Here is a 20,597-nt window from a genome sequence, read left to right on the forward strand (position 1 = left end):
ATAAAAACCAACGTACGTTTTTAAATAGTATTTAAAAACAATATTGGAAGAGTTTGAAAGGAACATGCATGAAAAAAAGAAATCCCTCCCCTTTTATCACCGAAATGATGGAAAAATTTCAACAACCGGCTGAACAATCCCCCACCAGAACCCCTCCTTCCCAAGTTTCTCAAAATTTGCCAAAACCAACTGTAGAAAAACGCCCAGAAAATTTATCACACCACCCAAAGGTTGCGCCACCGCCCCCCCCCCGCATGAGAGCAAACACTCAAACCAGCACAATGCCCTCCAGCGCTAAAATCCCCAGCACCAAAACCCAAGAGATACCTCCTCTACAAACAAAAGTAGCTCCGCCCAAACCCCCACGCACAAAAGAAAATCTACAACCCAGCTCACAAATCCAAGAACGCTCCTCTCCGCACACAAAAACGCCTCCACAAAGACCACCACGTGCAAAAGATAGAGAACAAAACAAAACAACAGCTCAAGAGAGAGAACTCCTCTATGCAACGCCTACTTCGCAAACACCCCCACGCATGAGGGAAAAAGCACAAACCGGCACAAAAATCCCCAGCTCACAAATCCAAGAAAACTCCTCTCCGCACACAAAAGCAGCTCCACAAAGACCACCACGTGCAAAAGATAGAGAACAAAACAAAACAACGGTTCAAGAGAGAGAACACCTCTATGCAACGCCTACTTCGCAAACATCGCCACGCATGAGAGACAGAGTGCAAAACGGTACAAAAATCCAAAATCCTGAAACATACGACCCAAGTGTTAGACCCAAAACACCATCACATATGAAAGTCAGACAGCAAAGCAGTTCATCATCACAAGACAGTGGAACATATGCCGTCCCTCCTTCAAGAAAACCGCTCCGTATGGGAAACAGAAAACAAAGCGATACTATCGTCCCAAAACCTGCCTCTCCACACACAGCAATTGAACAACCAAAACCGTCTCACAGACAAAAATCATCTATTAATACAATGGAAAGAGAGCTGTTACTCGTAGCATATCAAGAAGAAATACGATTTTTGTGCGAAAAGGTTTATGGCAACAGGCTTATTTTAGAAGAAAGAATAGAAGCAATCAAAGAAAACCCCAATATGGGAGAACAGCTCTTATGGGATATTACAGAACAGCCTAAGTCTATTTCTAAGCTTGCTGGTAGAAAAGTTCTCGGCATAAAAAATAACGCGCGCAAACAAGCTGAAGAAACTCTTCCTACCCTATGTGCTGCTATTAACGGTTATATGTATACTTCAAAATATACAAAAAGTGAAAATATTTCACAAGGTTTTCACACGGAACAACAACATCAGCGACAAGCACAAGAGAAAGATCCAATAAATCAACATTTACAAAATTCGCTCAATTCAGAAAAGAAAATAAAGCCTCTCTCAAATCAGGAAATTGCCCGCAGAGTTCAACAAGATCCATCGGTTCAATATGGTCAAAGAGAGATCCAATATTGGTGCCAAATTGTTTATGATGATCCATTTATTTTACAATATAGAATGGAAGATATGCACAAAATTCCAGAGATGGGAGAAGAGCTTGTATTTCAAATTGAAAAGGATTCTACATCTTTTGCTCCACTTGCTGGTAGAAAAACCCTTGGCATAAAAAACGGAGCACGCAAAGCCGCTGAAGAAAATATCCCTACCCTTTGTACCGCCATTAAGGACTATGCTGATACAATAAAACAGTTAAGAGAAACCATTGTGCAAAACCATCAGGCAGAACAACAAAAACGTTATCAACCACCTACCGATCTCGATAAAAAATTACAAAAGCAGCAAAGCTTATCGCAGCCCCCGAAGCTGCCTGAACGCTCAACAGCAAAGCGGCATAAAGAGGTTACAGAAACTTCTAGACAAGAAGACCAGCCGCATATTCGACAGCGCAGAGCCGAAGCATCAAAAGCTATAGCTTTGTCGTGATAAATCTCCTAATTGTTGGCTTTTTATCCAAAACTTTGGTGCAATTATCTTGCCAAGATTGCATCAAAGACGGTGTGTGAAATACAGAAAACTTTGAATAAGACACCCCATTATTTTACAGAATTCATTGATAAAATTTCACGATAATACTTCAAAATTATAAACTTTAACTTTGTTCCATGCGAATAAGGTCAATTTTTTCAATCATTCAAATAGGCATTCTTCTTTGAAGAAAACGCTATGAAAATAACATAAGGCAAAAAATGTAAACAAAGAAGATTTCAAAAAATAATGTTACCATTTGAAAGGAAATATGCATGAAAGAAAACACAGAACATTGTGCCTCCTCTACACAGGAAGAATTGCAAGAACAACACTCTGTAATTAATGCAGCCATTTCAAAGCAAATCAATGAAGAAGCGCAAAATTTTTTCTACCCCAATAGCAAAGTGCTTAAAAATAAATACCGCATCAAAGATAAAGAAATATTAAAAGAATGCTGTTCTAATGATGTAAAAAAAGAAATGATAAAACTGCATCAAGAACCTCTACCAGAGCAGTTTAATGCCTCTTATCTAAAATATCTTCATCAACGCCTCTTTTCCCGTGCATTTGAATGGGCCGGACAAACACGCGAAGAGCCTTTTACATTTGAAGATGGTACTGTTGCTTCTATGCCCATTTTGAAAAGAAAAGAATTTACAAAACCTTTTGCGATTGGCAGAAAAATACAGAAGGGACTAGAAAAGTTAGATAAAACGCTTTCTGAAAAGAATAATTTACAAGGCTTAACGCGCGAAGAATTCGTTGAACAAGCCGCTGGAATAATGATAGATTTGCACCACTTGCATCCTTTCAGAGAGGGCAATAGGCGCACAAAGAGACTGTTTGTTGAAAAACTCGCTCAAGCAGCAGGACATGAGCTAGACTTTTCTCTTGTGAGCAAAAAACGTAAAGACTTTGTCCGCGCCGCTGCCATGGAACATGGCGATCCAGAGCCTATGAAGCATCTGCTTGAGGATATCTCAAATCCAGAAAAATTGCTCATTTTACAAGAATTTACCAACTCTATGAGAGAGCTTGGATTGGATGAAAAAAATTATTATCTCACTGTCGTCGCAAAAGAAGGAGAAACCTATCATGGTACCTACAGAGGCAGTGGACCCAATGGCTTCATGCTTGATGCCAACGGGACTTTCATCTTAGGAAATAAAAAATATCTCACCCCAGAGCAAATACAGACATTAAAAATCGGTGACGCCCTCTCCTTTACAGCGCCCAAAACTCAAAACCCAGAAAAAAACATTGCTTCCAGAAAAAAAAGAGCCGTTCTCACAAACGATGAAATAACTGAAAAGAGCAAAGACAACGCATCCATTCAAACAAAGAAAAAAGAAAAAGCCCATTTTTCACCATGGAGTGCCCCTCATGCTTTACATGACAGCATTGAAGTTATGCCCGAAAATTTGCAAGAACAAGAACAAATGACCAAACCAATTGCTCAATCTTCTTCCTCTATGAGGCAAATGCAAAAAGATTTCCAAAAAAACATTTTACAGACCAGCAATACAGCGACAAATAATCCAATATCTGTCCAAATGACAAAGGAAAAACGCTCTGATCATCAAGAAAGAATGAAACAGCCCCCAAAAAAAGCAATGGCATACTGGGACACTGGTACAAAAAAAAACGGACACCGTCCCTCTCACCTTACAGGAGAAATTATCCTCATCGCCTCAAACCGAAGAAAATAAGACAATGTACCGTAATTTCTTTTGCCCTAATAGTATCACCTTAAAAAATAAATATGGAATAAACGACTATAAAAAATTAAAAGTGCAATGTGCCCATGATACAACAAAAGCAATCATTCATCTACGCCAAGAAGCGCCACCGCAAAAACTAACTTCCACATATCTCCAATATATTCATCACACCCTATTTAAAAATACTTTTGAATGGGCCGGACAAACACGCGAAAAACCATTTACATTTGAAGATGGTACCGTTGCTTATATGCCAATGATGAAAAAAGCTGGGATTTCTTTTGCCTCAGCAAAACAGATACAAGAGGGACTAGAAAATTTAGATAAAATACTTGCTGAAACGAATAGTTTAAAAGGCTTAACCCGCGAAACATTTATTGAACATGTCACTGAAATGTTGATACAGCTCAACTATACGCATCCCTTCAGAGAAGGTAATGGACGCACACAACGAATGTTTTTTGAAAAACTTGGGCAAGTTGCTGGCCACACACTCGACTTTTCTCTTGTAACAGAAAAACGCATGAATCTTGCCAGCATTGCATCGCTAAAACATAACGATAAAGAAGAGATGAAGCATCTGCTTGAGGATATCTCAAATCCAGAAAAAATACTTATTTTAAAAGAATTCATGGACAATATGAAACATATCGGATTTGAGAGTCTTCATAATCATCTTATTATAACAGCAAAAGAAGGTCATACCTATAAAGGCTTCTACAGAGGCAGTGGACCCAATGGCTTCATGCTTGATGCCAACGGGATTTTCATCTTGGGAAATAAAAAAGATCTCACCCCAGAGCAAATACAGACATTAAAAATCGGTGACGCCCTCTCCTTTACAGCACCAAAAATTCAAAACCAGCAAGAAGTGCTTATCCCCGCACAAACAATAGCCCCCCTTACCAGCAATGAAATTGCCACAAGGATAAAAAACAACGCATCCATTCAAGCAAGAAGAAAAGAAATAGAAACTTTGTGCCAAATCATTTATGGCAATCGTCATATTTTGCAGGAAAGAATTGAGATGATCCATGAAAATCATACTGAAGGAGAACAGCTCACCTATCAAATTACCACCTCTCCCCAATCTATTTCTAAGCTTTCTGGTAGCAATGTATTTGGCATAAAAAACAACGCGCGTGCCCATGCTGAAGCAAATATTTTGCCCCTCTGTAGAGCCATTGATCGTTATATCAATATTTTTAAACAAACAGAAAGAGACATTCTCCATACCCATCATGAAAAACAAAGGCGGTGTGAACAGTCGGTAAAAATTCCTGAGGCTTGGATGAAAAATCTCTTTTCCTTGTCAAAAGCACAACAGCAAGAAACTTTATCAAACTCTCCTGAATTAAGGGGGGAGATAAGGACTTATATCAAAAAAATCAATGAGCGCTTATCCTCAAGCGAGCATGAAGCTATAAAGGAAAATAATCCTGAAAAACTTGCGAAGAGTCTTGGTACATCAACCGTTAAAGCAAAAGAGATTATGGAAATAATCAAGCAGATAAAAGAGATAGAACAGCATATACAACCCATGTATTTTTATAACCATAAATTCGATGAGCGCTTAGCACCAAACCAGTATCAATCTATCCAGCATCAATCTATAAAGAAAAATAATGAAAAAAAATGTTCCAACACTCTCGATAAAGAAGCAATTAAAGTGCAAAAAATGACAGAAAACGTCAATCAGAGTCCTAAAAGACAAGAAAATATTCAACCTCACAAAACAGAGCACGCAAAAGCGATGGCAATGAATATCTAAAAGGTTCATAAACTTTAACTTTTTTACCCTCTCTGGTGAAAATGATAGCCTTTACCCCCCCCTGCCTTCATCGGCAAATCAATCGACCTCAACGAGAATGGAAACCATGAGAGAGCAATTTTATCTTATTTTCTCAGATTTTATCCTCATCAACTGTGAAAAGAAACCTAAACAGGAAAAATAAAAGGATCAATCATTTTTGAAAATGATAATGAATCACTTTCATTACCTGTCGTGCTAAAAACAGACAAAATGCTGTTGAAAGATCACGTCTTCCTATCCTTTTGTTTATGTAATCTCTAAAACGAAAAGGCAGCCAAATTTGGAGAGAACATAAAGCCGTAAAAGTGAAAACCAATCACCAGCTTTACCATCCCCTTTTAGCTCAACCTTACGACTTTTTAAAACATCTAAAGCGCTGTTTTTTAAATAATGGAAATTGCACATTGTTTCATGCTTTTATTTTATTTGCGTTCTTTAAATAGGGTCATGCCCCTCACGTAAAACAGTACGGTATTGGGTTGCATTATTCACGACATCAAAACATAAAGAGAAATTATCATTATATATCCTTATATGTCCCTTAAAACTGTTATGATATTTCTCCCATATTTCAGTTTGAAAAAGAAATTTTAATTATTTTATGGCAACAATAAAAATTTTAATGCAACAGTAAACAAGGAGCATAAAAAAGTCTTCAAGCACCATTGTTGACAGAGAGATAAACACCGTCGTAAAACGCTTTCCAAAAGTATCCTTGATTAGGATAGAGATCAGATTTTTACGATTTAAAACGGTTTATTTCTCCTGTCATCGCTTCTCTTTTACAACAAAGTTGATATATCTTTATGACATTGATTAAAAAAATTGCAACAGTTGCTTCCGGAACCCTTATGAGCCGTATTTTTGGCTTCGTACGCGAAATGCTTATGGCAGCAGCCCTAGGGACAGGTCCTGTTTCTGATGCCTTTAACGCTGCTTTTCGTTTTCCCAACACATTTCGTCGTTTTTTTGCTGAAGGTGCCTTTAACGCTGCTTTCATTCCTCTTTTTGCAAAAAAAATCACTGAAGAAGGTCACGAAACGGCATGCAAATTTGCAGAAGAAGTCTTTGGCGTTCTCTTTTCGCTGCTCTTACTGTTAACGATTGCGATGGAACTGAGTATGCCTTTTTTGGTACGAACCATTATTGCCCCAGGTTTTACCGAAGATGCAACAAAATTTAACGCTACCATTCACTTTACTGCAATCATGTTTCCCTATTTAACCTGCATGTCGCTTGCTGCCATGATGGGGGGCATGCTTAATGCTCTGCGACGCTATTTTATTGCCGCCATTGCCCCACTCTTTTTAAACATTATTCTGATTGGTGTGCTTGCCTATGCTTGGATCTATAAACTTGACGCTTGGCATATCGGCTTAAATCTCTCTTGGGGTGTATTAGCAGCAGGGCTTCTTCAACTCACCTTAATTGCCCTTGCTTTGCGTCAAAGTGGAATGAAAATTTCCTTCCGCCAGCCCCATTTAAGTCCTAATGTTCGCAAGCTATTAACTTTAGCATTCCCAGCAGCCATTACGGGTGGCATCACACAAATCAATTTGCTCATTAATACCAACATTGCTTCTAGCCAATCGGGTGCTGTCTCTTCTTTGATGTACGCTGATCGTCTTTACCAATTGCCTTTAGGCGTAATCGCCATTGCCGTTGCAACCGTTCTTTTACCAGAATTAACACGCGCTTTGCGGAGCAAAAAGCATAAAGAAACCCACCATTTACAAAATCGCTCTATTGAATTAACATTGTTGTTAACACTTCCAGCATCCATTGCTTTTTTGCTGCTCTCCACTCCCATTGTCAGTTTGCTCTTTGAGCGAGGACAATTTACCAGTCAATCAACACACCATGTTGCACAATTACTAGAACTTTATGGATTAGGACTTCCAGCTTTTGTTCTTATTAAGGTCTTTATTCCTAATTTTTTTGCCCATGAAGATACCAAAACACCGATGATTTTTACAGGTATTTGCGTTTTCATCAATATCAGTCTCGCCTTAACATTATTTCCTATTCTATCTGCACGAGGCATTGTTATTGCTGAAATTACCTCTGGATGGGCCAACACACTGTTGCTGTGGAGTGTCCTTATCAAACGCGGTTATTGGAAATACGACTTCCAACTGATAAAGCGAATATTATGTCTCATGATGGCAACTCTTTTGAGTGCACTAGCCCTCTATTACGGATTGAATGTGTGTGTTTTTTTGTCTTTTCCTTTATCCTCACAAGCATCATTTTTCTTGCGCGCGATCACCTTAGCTGGGATCATGATTGGCATATTTTTGATCTATTTTAGTGCCTATTTTTTATTCAACACCCGTTCCTTTTTTCACACGCTTAAAAATTTGAAAAAACGCTCATAATATCTATACTTTGTCAAAAACAATAAAATGAATAACCTTAATTGAAGAAAGAGCACTCCTATGGATACCTTCACACCACTTGTCTTTTCCGGCGTACAACCGAGTGGTCATTTACATCTTGGCAATTATCTTGGAGCCATTCAGCGTTGGGTTGAACTGCAAAACTCTCATCACTGCCTCTATTGTGTTGTGGATATGCATGCGCTCACAGTCAACCCAGATCCCCTTACTTTACGCGAATCCACCAAAACAGTGACAGCAGCCTTTTTAGCCTCCGGTATTGATCCTCAAAAACACATTATTTTTAACCAATCACGTGTTTTTCAACATGCTGAACTCGCCTGGATTTTTAATTGTGTTGCCCGTATTGGCTGGCTTCAACGCATGACACAATTTAAAGATAAAGCAGGAAAAGATCGCGAAAAAGCATCCCTAGGGCTTTTTGCCTATCCCACTTTGATGGCCGCTGATATTTTAGTCTATCGTGCAACGCATGTTCCAGTAGGCGAAGATCAAAAACAGCATGTTGAACTCACACGCGATATTGCACAAAAATTTAACAACGACTATGCACAGCGTATTGCCGAATTAAATTTTGGTATCTCTATGCAAACAGATGAAGAAAAAAGACAAGGCTTTTTTCCCCTCCCAGAGGCGCTTATTGGAACAACAGCCACACGCGTTATGTCTTTGCGCGATGGGACGAAAAAAATGTCAAAATCAGATCCTTCAGATTTTTCACGCATTAATTTGACCGATGATGCTGATCTTATCGCAAAAAAAATACGCAAAGCCAAAACGGATTCGGCTCCTCTTCCCGATACCCTCACCGCTTTAAAAGAACGACCAGAAGTGGACAACCTGCTTGGTATTTATGCTGCCTTTGCCAAAGTTAGCAAAGAAAAGATTCTTTTAGAATTTTCTGGTCAACAATTTTCGCATTTTAAAACAGCTCTAGCCGACCTTGTTGTCCATAAGCTTGCCCCTATAACAGAAGAATTACGTCGACTTCATCAAGAAAGTGATTATATCGACTCTGTTTTGCATGATGGCGCTAAACGTGCTAGTATGCTCGCAGAAGAAAATATGAAAAAAATTCGTGAAATTATTGGATTTTTGCACGATACATAAAAATAATAAAACTAAAAACTGTAGAGAGCAAAAAAATCGTTTGTACAAAATAGAGAAAGTGCATGATTTCCAAACCCAAAAATCCGAAAAAAGAACCAAAGAAAAAAAACTTAGTCATTATCGATGAAACACCAGAGTGTCGGCGTGCCGTTGCGTTTGCCGCACAACATGCCCAAAACACCAGTAGAACATTGGTATTACTTTGTGTCGTTGATAGTGTAGAATTTCAACATTTTCTGGGTGTAAACAACGTTATGCGCACAGAATCAAAGCAAAGTGCTCATAAAATATTAGGAGACATTGCCAGTGAAGTCCGCACCACCCATGCGCTTGAAACAGAAATAGTGGTGCGTGAAGGAAAAAAAATTGATGAGATTTCCAAACTGATCGACGAAGATAAAAGGATTGCACTAATTGTTTTAGCAGCCAGTGGACATACAGAAGGACCAGGACCCCTTGTTCAATTAATCGGGAATAAAGGAACAGCTTTTTCAATCCCTGTCATTGTTATTCCTAGCAATCTTGCCGATGAAGATATTAGATCTATTGCCTAAAAAATATAATATTCTACAATGTAAGATCTTCCCAATCCTTCATTATAAAAGGAGAATCTATGTTTATTCAAACTGAAACCACCCCAAACCCTGCAACTCTTAAATTCTTGCCAGGACGCGTGGTTCTTTCTGAGGGCGTATTAGAATTTCGTGACCCTGAAGAGGCAGCTAAAAACTCACCTTTGGCGGCTAAACTGTTTAATATTCCCAATATCAATGGTGTTTTTTTAGGCTATGATTTTATCACCGTAAGCAAAAAAGAAGGGGAATGGCAACATCTCAAGCCCGTCATTTTAGGCACAATCATGGAACATTTTCTATCCAATGAGCCAGTGATCACCACCAACGCTACAACACAAGCACAAACCCATGCCCTTAACGAAGAATTTTATGACGAAAAAGATGCTGATATTGTCTTAACCATTAAAGATCTGCTTGAAACGCGTATCCGCCCAGCGGTTGCCAATGATGGTGGAGACATTACTTTTCGCGGATTTGAAAATGGTATTGTTTATCTCAATATGCGGGGCTCCTGCGCTGGATGTCCCTCTTCAACGGCAACTCTCAAACATGGTATTGAAAACCTTTTACGTCATTTTATCCCTGAAGTTTTAGGCGTTGAAGCCATGCCACAATAAATATTGACCTCAATAGATAAAATAACCACACCGATTGCCCCTCTTCAACAGCGCTCAAACATGGAATGTAAAGATCTTACGTCATTTTATTCCTGAAATTTTAGAAGTAAGCTATGCAGCCATAAAGATAGAGTACTGTTAAAAAAATCTGTCCAATAATGATACCTTCACTCACCTTTCACCTCCACATATGCCTTAAAAAGATTTCAAAGCCCCCTTTAAGAAGCATAAGTTATTTCAACAAACCAATCGTACACAGAAGTACAATGCATGGGTGTGCACTTTAAATTTATTTTGTTTTATAATCTTGTCATGCAATTTTAACGAGGAAAACACGACCTCGTTACAAAAAAAGAAAACCCAAAAAAGAAAACATTGTAAGATAGAGTGCTCATTTGCTCTATCTTTCTCAGTGCTTCCAACGACAAATCACGCAAAATACTCCTTGTAGCAAGCCGGCACCATCATCATATCTGCCAGCCCCTAATGATGCGACAGCTCTTTCATTAAGACGATTCATAAGAGTCATTTTAATCCTTTCTTTCCTCATTTTTACCCACACACCAGCCCCGCTTGTGGTGTGCAAGCAAGTGATTTTAATTGATTCAACATGGAACAGATTTGAAATGAGAGAATCCCACGTTATTCGGGGTTCTAATTCAATATGAATAACGCTAATTTACTATTATAAATCAATATGTTGTTTCAGCCACTTGACAAAGATCACATTTTGCAACTTGCAATGAGAATTCTGACATTCTTCTTATTTCAATTCTGTTTTTATTGCATCAATCAAAATCGTCCGCTTACACAGCACAAACTGGATAATAACAAAAACTATTTTTAATAGCTCTTATGTACACTTTTATAAGAGACTGTTGCAGTACTAAGAGCTGGAAAATGCATGGCAATAAGACCTTATCAAGATCATAGCGTCCTTTTTCCATTCTTAAAATCAAGAATTCCCCCCCTATCATTTTCAATCTCATTTCCATAAACATGACGCAAAAATATAACTACCTGTAAAAAATAAATACATTGAAGCCAGATCTATTATGGTTGTTTGAAAAATTATCTGATACAAAAAATGAGAATATTTTTTCAATTCAGCAGGAATAAGTTTGTCTACTTTACGGTATTGTTCTTCTCATAAAGCGCATACTTTTATTGTTGCTTGTGAGTCAACATCCAGTCCCCCATACCGCATATTAAAAGAAAAAGACAGAGTCGCTATTTCTCTGCGATACATGGCTTTGCAATAAAGGAAAACATATTGCTTCTATCTGATTGGTGTAATCTATGAAACAAGAAAAGAAGCCACTGGAGGAAAATATGCCCAATTAGAGAAGAATGTAAAAATAGAAAACCAACGAAATCCAAAAACAATTGCAAGAGGACAAATGCTTAAACTTTTTTCACAAACTCCGACTTTAAACTCATCTGACCAATCCCTGGAATTTTGCAATCAATATTATGATCTCCATCCACCAAGCGAATATTCTTTACCTTAGTACCACCTTTTAAAACAGATGAAGCGCCTTTTACTTTCAGATCTTTTATCACCATAACGGTATCTCCGTTTGTTAAAATCTGACCATTGGCATCATAAACAGTATTGACAAGAACCGTATCATCGTTTTTTTGCGGCCATTCATGTGCGCATTCAGGACACACAAAATTTTCACCATCTTCATAAGTATAAAGACAATCACAACGAGGACATTTGGGATATTGGGTCATAAATTCCCCTTATTAAAAGAAAAATCATTCATTATGACTGGTCATAAAGCAAGAAGTGCTTATTGTCCATATTTTAGAAAAACATTTCCCTTTGTTTCAATCCTCATCTGCCAACTGTGTTCATGAATGCTATCATCACACACCATACATGAGTTTATAAAAATGATTGATCATTATATAACTTAAATGAGCGCCCGCATATCATAAAATTTACTCACTTCATTCTCTCTAATAAATTAATCAAAATCATTTTCTTATACATCAGCAATGCAATTAACGAATGGATAAAAAACTATTAGAAAAGGAACATCTCTGAATAAAAACGCTTCCAAAGAGCTAAAAACTGAGAAACAAGAAAATGATAGCCTCAACTTGACCTTTTATTTAAGTAAAGCATTCATAATGTTAGAGAACAAACTAATTTATGATCATAGTTAATGGTTTTGTATATTGAATGAGAGCCGATAAATAAGCTGAGTTTCTCTCAACCCCTTTTACATTGAAACAACCAAAGCCTTTTGCTTGCATGTTACAAGTAGGAAAATCCGTGTAAAACGATTATCCAAATACTAAACACTCTCAAATATAAGAGCCAACATTGAAAGCGGGCAAAGTGAATGATGGTGCCGTCTTACTCTCTCATAAGCGTAAAAATGGTGCTGCTCAATAGATGGATGGCCGGTTATCCCTTTCAAAGCAACACGCATAAGATGCGTTTTTAGCGTCTTGAGAGAGAAGCTTCTTTAAAACAAACATATGAAATGTGCAACAATGATCGTATTTTATTTTGCATGAGAAACATTCCCCTATTAAACAAAAATTTCTATCAAGCCATTGAGCAAACCCATTGGACATAAATTCCCCGATTATGCTCGATTATAATTTCCTACAGCATTCGGTTTTAAGAAGCCCGCAGTTTTAGGAATCCGATTGATATGGAAAGGTGGAAAAAACAAGTCTCGCCTAAAAATAGAGTTAAGCTCTGGCTTATGCACATAAAATCACGCCCCTAAAATCACATCCATGTGATCAATCATCATACCTTTACAAAAAAACATTCCAATGATCTTAGGTGATAATATCAGGACGATCTCGCCCCAATGCTTGTTGTATGTTTAACAGTTTTAGTGCCACCTGTTGCAAAGGTTGGAGAACTTCTTGCGGATTAAAATTGTGTTTGCGCGGATCACTTTCATACTGTTCAAAATAAAGTCGTAAAGTAGCACCTAGCGTCCCTGTTCCCGACAAACGAACCACCAACCGTGTTCCATTCTCGAAAAAAATACGGATACCTTGCCGCGTGCTAACGCTCTGATCAACAGGATCATGATATGTAAAATCATCTGCTTTTTTGACGAAAAATCCAGCAATTTCAGTTCCTGCATGTGGTAAGTGCGCACGCAAATGCTCTAGTAATGCCAAAGCTTTATCTGCTTCGACTTCTTCATAATCATGCCGTAACGTGTAAAAACGCCCATAGGTGGACCAATGCTGTTGAACAATTTGTGCGACAGTTTTTTCTGTTACCGCTAAAAGATTTAACCAAAATAGGACAGCCCATAAACCATCTTTTTCGCGGATGTGATGAGAGCCCGTTCCAAAGCTTTCTTCACCACAAAAGGTTACTTTCCCCGCATCCAAAAGGGTTCCAAAAAACTTCCATCCCGTTGGCGTTTCAAAAAAGTTTAATCCGTGTTTTTCCGCAACTAAATCAGCAGCACGCCCCGTTGGCATAGAACGCGCTATCCCCACAACACCTTTTCGATATCCTTTAATAAGGTGTGCATGTTCAGCCATAATAGCCAAAGAATCCGAAGGCGAGACAAATTGCCCACGACCAATAATGAGGTTACGATCTCCATCACCATCAGAGGCTGCGCCAAGATCTGGTCCTTGCTCTGACATCAATAAATCATAAAGAGCCTTGGCATAAACCAAATTGGGATCTGGATGACCGCCTCCAAAATCTGGCAAAGGAATACCATTAACCACTGTCCCTTCAGAAAATCCTAAGCATTTTTCAAAAATTTCATGAGCATAAGGCCCTGTTACCGCATGCATGGCATCAAACCGTAAAGTAAGACCTCGAGCAACGGCCTTAGCAATACAGTCAAAATCAAAAAGCTCTTGCATCAAAGCAACATAATCAGCGACAGGATCGATAATATCAATCCGCATGGCTCCCATAAAGACCGTACCTTGCCTATCTAAATCAATATCTGGTGCTTCAAGAATTTTATAAAAGGAAAGACGTTGCGATGTTGCAAAAATAGCATCACATAAAGAATTAGGAGCCGGTCCACCATTGGAGACATTGTATTTGATACCACAATCTCCCTCTGGACCACCAGGATTATGGCTTGCAGAAAGAATAAGTCCACCATGGGCATGAGTTTTACGAATAAGATGCGAAACAGCAGGTGTAGAAAGAATACCGCCCCTTCCCATTTTAACACAAAAAACACCATGCGCCGCCGCCATCTTCAACACAATCTGAAGAAGAGTACGATTAAAAGTGCGCCCATCCCCCCCAAGAATCAACATTTTTCCTTCAAGAGGCCCAATGTTATCAAAAAGAGACTGTATAAAGTTTTCTACATAATGGGGTTGTTGAAAAACAGACACTTTTTTGCGCAAACCAGACGTTCCCGGTTTTTGCCCCTCAAAAGCCGTGGTTAAAACTGTCTTTATGGTCATATCAATACCTTTATATGATTTTCTATAATTTTAAGGTGAAGAGTATCCAAAGTCGACCATTAATTCTACTTGACGGAAGTGTGAAATATTTGCACACTCGTTAGAAGTAAGAATTTTTAAAGAAGCCCTTTTGTTTAAAACGCTTTTTGCCATATGTTTTTAAATACGAAGGCTGTTTTAAAACAAAATTTTCGTAAAAGAATACAGGAGCATCATGATGATGAAAAAAACAGTTCCCAATGTAACATTCCACACACGCGTACGCGATGAATCAATGGCTGGAGACAATCCTTATCGGTGGCAAGAAGTTAACAGCGATGCTTACTTTAAAGGAAAGCGTGTTATTCTTTTTTCTCTTCCTGGAGCTTTTACCCCTACTTGCTCAACCTTTCAGCTGCCTGATTTTGAAAAACTCTATGATGAATTTAAACAAGCGGGTATTGATGAAATTTATTGCCTTTCCGTCAATGATGCTTTTGTCATGAATGCTTGGGGAAAAGCACAAAATATCAAAAACGTGAAATTAATTCCCGATGGCTCTGGTGAATTCACACGCAAAATGGGTATGCTGGTTGCAAAAGACAATGTTGGTTTCGGCATGCGATCATGGCGCTATGCAGCTGTTATTAATGATGGTGTGGTTGAACAATGGTTCGAAGAAGCAGGTTTTTCAGATAATTGTGCAACAGATCCTTATGAAGTTTCTTCACCACAACATGTTTTAGAAGCCTTGAAAAGCTAATTCCCCCAATCGTCTATTTAAACAAAATTTTACGACACAAATTTCCTGAGGAGGAAGATTTGTGTCGTTTACTTTTTACAACATCTATTCGTGAAAACAGACACGATAAGTTGATTGTGCGCCTTCTGTGAGAAAATATTACAGCAATAATTTTTTCAATAAATATTTCATGCTTTAACGGCTTTGAAAAAACTTGAAAAATTGCTGATGAAAAATCTTTACCCGTTGTGGGGCTAAAAAATCAAAGAGTTAAAAGCTGTTGCACGCTATCAAAAAATGGGGATGCAATTGCCAAATGCGCAAATTCATGCAAAACTCTCTCAGAAACATCAAGGACTAACGTATTGATGAAATATGCAAGATCAATGCTAAATTTCTCATACTGAGAAAAACTTTGTATCGAACAATACTTTGATTTATAAAGATAATTTATAATTTTGCATATTGAATGAGAGGAGCCGAATATCATAAAATTGTTTTATTTTATCCCTTCTTATATTGAATCCCTTAAAACTATTTTCTTGCTCATTAGCAAGTGGGATTGGCATATGAATAAACGATTAAAAAGAGTAAAAATACCTCTCGTAAACGCGCCAAAATACAAGAGCTATGAACATCATTACTGCAAAGTTTACAAAAGTATCAAGAAAGAAAATACAGATCAAACATTTGTTTGAAGAGGTGCACAGTTCAAATTAACTTATGTCTCATAAAAAGAAGAAAATATGGCATAAAAACTGCTCTGCATAAAGAACCATTCATGGAGAATATTAAATCAAAACAGATCCCGCAAACATTCCAATTCACATACCATAAACAAACTCATTGCTGTTCTCATAGCCATTTATTCTAAGCTTTTCTTTTTCTCTAAGAGAAAAACGGTTAAAGGAGTTGTTTATTCGGGTATTCTACCGTAAAGTGTGCTTCTATCTCTTCCTCTTCATCGAACTCAAAATCTTCATCACATTCAGGAAGACCAAAAATATCTGGATTGATGAAATAACAATCTTTTTTTGTCCCCTTCGCTACAATTTTATTCTTTTCTAATTCTTTGATACCTTCTTTAAAACTTTCAAAATTAAGATATTCTGGTTCTTGAATTGAAAGATCACAAGTCAAAAATTCCTCAAGAATATCATGATCCAATGTTATCTGATCAAACCATAAATCCACATCATCCCCCTCATCTAACATTTTCCCTACCTGCCACAACATCACAAAAAATGCTTTCATACCACTAAATGATAGCCCAAAAATCATACGCCGACATGACGAGGCGCCTGAAAAGGTAATTTGCGGAAGATCTTCAAATCCGAAATTTGAAGGAGGAAGTTTAAATGACTTTCCAATATTCTCAGGTCTTTCAAGAATAAAGGGATTTCGTTCATAGAGCAGAGTAAAATCATATTGGACCATTTTCATTTCTCCATTAAAGAGTTGATTTTATGAAATAATACATATTATCAGTAAGTTACCATTATGGCAGCTTACAATTCATCCAAACATGCTCCTGTAAAAAATTGTTCGATTTAAGTCATTCCATTGTTTTTTGAAGCTTAAAAAGTCTTTTAGGATAAAACGCTCTAGTTCTCCCTCCTTTTGCAATAAGACTAGATTTTGTAATGTCCAAGAAGAGAACATTAAAGGATTTGATGCTCATAGATGAGAATTCAAAGATGAAGCCAATATGAACTTGTCAATATTTTTATAAACTTTTGCAGAAGCGTTACGTGAAACCCTTTAATTTTCTCAGAGTTTTTTCTTCGTTAAAATTTTTTTGCTCATTTTAACGCATTATCATCGCATCCTCAGAAGGGCACATTTTATAGCAAATAGCGCTTATTTACCTCTTTAAAAATCTCTCTTTTATTCCGCACGCACTCCAAAAACTCGATTTTGAACGCGTGCGTCAGCACGTGTAAACGAGCAAAGTACAAATTTAAAAAATTGAGTTTCAAATTTCCAAAATATTTCGAACAATCACTTGTATAAAGACTTTTACCATTATCATTTTTGAGCTGCTAAAATATCCTGTACCGTTTTGACCAATTGATCTTCATCAACCGTCACTTGTGCTGGTCGACTTTCACGCCATGTTTGATTATCCTTAATTTCATGAGATAACCGCGCCCCTTCAATCAAATCTTTGATCTGTATTTTTCCACTCTCACGTTCTTGTGAGCCTTGGATAACCACACAAGGCGCTTGGCGTCGATCTGCATATTTCATCTGCGCTTTTATCCCCGATGCCCCCAAATAGAGCTCAGCACGAATTCCGGCACCACGCAACTGCATCACCATTTTTTGATAACCAGCAACCGCCTCTGGCTCTTTATCCATCATCAGCACAACAACCGGCCCTGTTGACTCTTTCATAGGCAACTTTCCAAGATTTTGCAAAGCAGCGATCAAGCGTGAGACCCCGATTGAAAAACCTGTTGCTGGAATGTTTTCACCACGAAAGCGTGCCACCAATCCATCATAGCGCCCACCACCACCAACGGAGCCAAAAACAACTTTCTGCCCATCATCATTGAAAACATCAAAAAGCAACGTAGCCTCAAAAACAGGACCTGTATAATAATCCAGTCCACGCACCACCGATGGATCAATCTTGATACGATTCTGAATGCCATTTGCGACAAAAATTGCTTGCATTTCCTCAAGCTCACGAATTCCCTCACGCCCTTGAACATGATCACCAACCACTTCTTTAAGAACCTCAAGCGTTTCTTCTGCTGTTTCAGCTCCAGCAACAGTTAAGGTAAGAATACACTCAATCTCTTTATCCTTAAGCTCCGCCCCTTTTGTAAAGTCACCACTTTCATCCAAACGCCCTTTTCCCAAAAGCAAACGCACCCCTTCAGAACCAAATTTATCCAGTTTATCAATTGCTCTTAAGACAGTTAAGCGCTTTTCAGCCTGCTCATTTCCCCCCAAACCAATTTTCTCTAAAACGCAATCGAGAATTTTTCTGTTGTTCAGACGAATGGCATATTCATGATGCTGAAACCCTAGTTTTTCCAAACTATCGGCTGCCATCATACAAATTTCGGCATCAGCTGCTACCGTTGGTGTTCCAACAATATCCGCATCAAACTGCATAAATTGCCGAAACCGCCCTGGACCTGGTTTTTCATTGCGAAAAACAAAGCCAAGACGATAACTGCGATAAGGCTTTGGCAAAACTTCAAAATTCTCGGCAAAATAACGAGCAAGAGGCGCGGTAAGATCATAGCGCAAAGACATCCATTGCTCATCATCATCTTGTAGCGAAAAAACGCCCGCATTTGGACGATCTGAATCCGGTAAAAACTTACCCAGCACATCTGTATATTCAAAAATTGGAGTTTCTAGTGCTTCAAAACCGTAAAGTTCATAAACTTCACGAATTTGCGCAATCATTGTTTCAGTTGCATACAACTGTGCACTTGTACGATCCACAAAACCACGGGGTAAACGGGCTTTGGTTTTTTCTTGTTTTGATGACATGTTTTTCTCTAACAACAATATATATATATATTCACCGATAACGTGTGTCTATCTTATAGAAACAAACGCTGCAATAACTTTATCAACTGGAAACTGGTAACAATATGCATAAGCTTTTGCTTTTGAAGGATGTAAACCTTTACCCTTAAGGCAATCTACTGAAAATATTTGTACTTTCAATAGGAACATAGCCTCCCGCTCAACATGAAATGCCCGCTTAACATTCAATGAAAAGACATCTGTGCTTTTTGAACGAAACCACAAAGCAACTGTTGATTCTGGATAAATCGGAAACATCCCCCTCAAAAGCCCTCCCTCTCAAAATTCTTCAGATTTATTACAGATGCAAAAATCCTCAAGACATCAGTGTGCTTTGCGCTTGTTCTGCAAAATGATTGATAACATTTTTTAAATCAACAATATTTCGTCCAACATCTGTAATAGAGCGTGATACAGAGGGAATAACATTCTGCCAAAGTCTTTGTGGAAATTGATTTGCTAATTGTGTCATTGTTCCACCTTGGGCGCCAATACCCGGAACGAGAAACAGACTATTGTTTAACTGCTCGATTGTGTCTTTTGATTCAGATCCTAATGTCGCTCCTATAACCGCACCTATGGGACCAATATTATGATGGAGAACCGGAGACTGAGAATTATAATCACAAATACACTGTGCTAGATGAAGAGAGAGTGTCTGATCTCCAATAAGCGCATTTCGTATTTGTTTCCCCTCTGGATTAGAAGACTGAACAACCACAAAAACTCCTGCTCCTGTTTCTTCTGCAACCTTTATCAGAGGAAGAAGAGCATCAAAACCCAAAAAAGGATTAACTGTGATGGCATCAGCTTTGAACGCACTGCTTGGACCCAGCCAAGCTTTACCATAGGCTTCAGCAGTAGAGCCAATATCTCCCCTCTTTACATCCGCCAGAACCAATATGCCTTGTTCGTGTGCATTTTCAATCAGTTCTTTGAGAGCTTGAAGACCTTCCACACCATATAATTCAAAAAATGCGACTTGCGGCTTTATAATCCCCACTTTACCCACAACCGCTGTTAAGAGGATATCACAAAAATCTTTTAGACCTTTATAATCAAAGCTTAGTTTCCACGATTGCAAAACTTTATGGCTCGGATCAAAGCCAATACAAAGAGGTCCATAGATTTCACGATTTTTAAAAAAAGTTGAACGAAACATTTTATATCCTAACAAGGTCTCTCTTTAAACTTTTTGATACAATCAAAAAGAAAACCATTTGTCAAAAGAATACAATAGCGAAAACACAAAGAAAGAGCTCTCTATACAAAATGTGCTTTTATTTATGAAACATAAATATATTCCCATTCGTAACGCTTATCATATGTTTATCGACCAAGACGTTGTCATGAGATAAAAAATCAAATTTATGAAAGAATATAAACAAAAAAGCATCCATATTATTATGACCCCATAAAGCCCTATAGGCGTACCTTGTCGTTTTCACACCCTTTTTTATGATCAACAAAAACTCTCTATGAACGCGTTTTAAACAAAAGTTTCAAAAGAAAATGCCCCACCATGATGATCTCGATCTTAACTTTAGATCTTTCCTATTCCTTTTTAGCGGCTCTTTATCTCTTTTGGAACATAATTTGCAAAAAGGCATTGTATCTCCAGCATATTCAAGGAGATAAAACATGGAAACTCGCATTCC

At 38.0% G+C, this 20,597-nt stretch carries 15 protein-coding genes and 1 pseudogene; 8 read left to right on the forward strand and 8 right to left on the reverse strand.

Annotated elements, in window-relative coordinates:
• Positions 1–68: 68 nt before the first annotated feature.
• The 3 genes from ACFILL_RS07180 (at position 69) to ACFILL_RS07190 (ending at position 5,486) form a co-directional block, all read left to right on the forward strand.
• A complete protein-coding gene (locus ACFILL_RS07180) occupies positions 69–1,949 on the forward strand; it encodes a BID domain-containing T4SS effector (protein WP_375643577.1) in 1,881 nt (626 codons plus the stop codon).
• Positions 1,950–2,266: 317 nt separating this feature from the next.
• Positions 2,267–3,703 carry a Fic family protein gene (locus ACFILL_RS07185; protein ID WP_375643579.1) on the forward strand — a complete coding sequence of 479 codons (1,437 nt, stop codon included), beginning with the start codon at positions 2,267–2,269 and terminating at the stop codon, positions 3,701–3,703.
• A gap of 4 nt (positions 3,704–3,707) precedes the next feature.
• The gene (locus ACFILL_RS07190) at positions 3,708–5,486 is read left to right on the forward strand and encodes a BID domain-containing T4SS effector (protein WP_375643580.1); all 1,779 of its coding nucleotides are present in this window, start codon (positions 3,708–3,710) and stop codon (positions 5,484–5,486) included.
• Positions 5,487–5,774: 288 nt separating this feature from the next.
• Here the strand turns inward: ACFILL_RS07190 and ACFILL_RS07195 are convergent, their stop codons facing one another.
• Positions 5,775–5,933, reverse strand: a complete 159-nt coding sequence (locus ACFILL_RS07195; RefSeq protein WP_375631323.1) for a hypothetical protein — start codon at positions 5,931–5,933, stop codon at positions 5,775–5,777.
• A gap of 401 nt (positions 5,934–6,334) precedes the next feature.
• On the opposite strand from ACFILL_RS07195, the gene murJ reads away from it, so the two are divergent.
• From murJ to ACFILL_RS07215, 4 genes are all read left to right on the forward strand, one after another.
• Positions 6,335–7,906: a murein biosynthesis integral membrane protein MurJ gene (gene murJ / locus ACFILL_RS07200; protein ID WP_375637751.1), complete on the forward strand. Its 1,572-nt coding sequence runs from the start codon at positions 6,335–6,337 to the stop codon at positions 7,904–7,906.
• 60 nt (positions 7,907–7,966) lie between these two features.
• On the forward strand, positions 7,967–9,037 hold the full coding sequence (trpS, locus tag ACFILL_RS07205) for a tryptophan--tRNA ligase (RefSeq protein ID WP_375631322.1): 1,071 nt from the start codon (positions 7,967–7,969) through the stop codon (positions 9,035–9,037).
• A 62-nt stretch (positions 9,038–9,099) separates the two neighbouring features.
• Positions 9,100–9,591 (forward strand): universal stress protein, encoded by a 492-nt coding sequence (locus tag ACFILL_RS07210; protein WP_273790942.1) that lies wholly within the window; start codon positions 9,100–9,102, stop codon positions 9,589–9,591.
• 59 nt (positions 9,592–9,650) lie between these two features.
• Complete coding sequence (locus ACFILL_RS07215) at positions 9,651–10,229, forward strand: NifU family protein (RefSeq protein ID WP_273790941.1); 579 nt, start codon at positions 9,651–9,653, stop codon at positions 10,227–10,229.
• 448 nt (positions 10,230–10,677) lie between these two features.
• Here the strand turns inward: ACFILL_RS07215 and ACFILL_RS07220 are convergent.
• The 3 genes and pseudogenes from ACFILL_RS07220 to ACFILL_RS07230 form a co-directional block, all read right to left on the reverse strand.
• Positions 10,678–10,758, reverse strand: a pseudogene (locus tag ACFILL_RS07220) (DUF4102 domain-containing protein); the annotation flags it as partial.
• A gap of 875 nt (positions 10,759–11,633) precedes the next feature.
• Positions 11,634–11,969, reverse strand: a complete 336-nt coding sequence (locus tag ACFILL_RS07225) for a zinc ribbon domain-containing protein YjdM (RefSeq protein ID WP_375618296.1) — start codon at positions 11,967–11,969, stop codon at positions 11,634–11,636.
• Between the two features lie 1,068 nt (positions 11,970–13,037).
• A complete protein-coding gene (locus ACFILL_RS07230; protein ID WP_375643581.1) occupies positions 13,038–14,666 on the reverse strand; it encodes an alpha-D-glucose phosphate-specific phosphoglucomutase in 1,629 nt (542 codons plus the stop codon).
• 217 nt (positions 14,667–14,883) lie between these two features.
• Here ACFILL_RS07230 and ACFILL_RS07235 point away from each other — a divergent pair, with 217 nt between their 5' ends.
• The gene (locus ACFILL_RS07235) at positions 14,884–15,408 is read left to right on the forward strand and encodes a peroxiredoxin (protein WP_375631347.1); all 525 of its coding nucleotides are present in this window, start codon (positions 14,884–14,886) and stop codon (positions 15,406–15,408) included.
• Positions 15,409–16,290: 882 nt separating this feature from the next.
• Here ACFILL_RS07235 and ACFILL_RS07240 read toward each other — a convergent pair.
• The 4 genes from ACFILL_RS07240 to pyrF all read right to left on the reverse strand — a co-directional run bounded on the left by ACFILL_RS07240 (position 16,291) and on the right by pyrF (position 20,101).
• Positions 16,291–16,824 (reverse strand): replication protein, encoded by a 534-nt coding sequence (locus tag ACFILL_RS07240; protein WP_375613583.1) that lies wholly within the window; start codon positions 16,822–16,824, stop codon positions 16,291–16,293.
• A gap of 591 nt (positions 16,825–17,415) precedes the next feature.
• Positions 17,416–18,900, reverse strand: a complete 1,485-nt coding sequence (gene hisS / locus ACFILL_RS07245; RefSeq protein ID WP_375637755.1) for a histidine--tRNA ligase — start codon at positions 18,898–18,900, stop codon at positions 17,416–17,418.
• Positions 18,901–18,948: 48 nt separating this feature from the next.
• Positions 18,949–19,197: a hypothetical protein gene (locus tag ACFILL_RS07250; RefSeq protein WP_375643582.1), complete on the reverse strand. Its 249-nt coding sequence runs from the start codon at positions 19,195–19,197 to the stop codon at positions 18,949–18,951.
• A 58-nt stretch (positions 19,198–19,255) separates the two neighbouring features.
• On the reverse strand, positions 19,256–20,101 hold the full coding sequence (pyrF, locus tag ACFILL_RS07255; protein ID WP_375643584.1) for an orotidine-5'-phosphate decarboxylase: 846 nt from the start codon (positions 20,099–20,101) through the stop codon (positions 19,256–19,258).
• Between the last annotated feature and the right edge of the window lie 496 nt (positions 20,102–20,597).

The organism is Bartonella sp. AP20NXHL (assembly GCF_042196165.1).
GTDB lineage: Bacteria > Pseudomonadota > Alphaproteobacteria > Rhizobiales > Rhizobiaceae > Bartonella.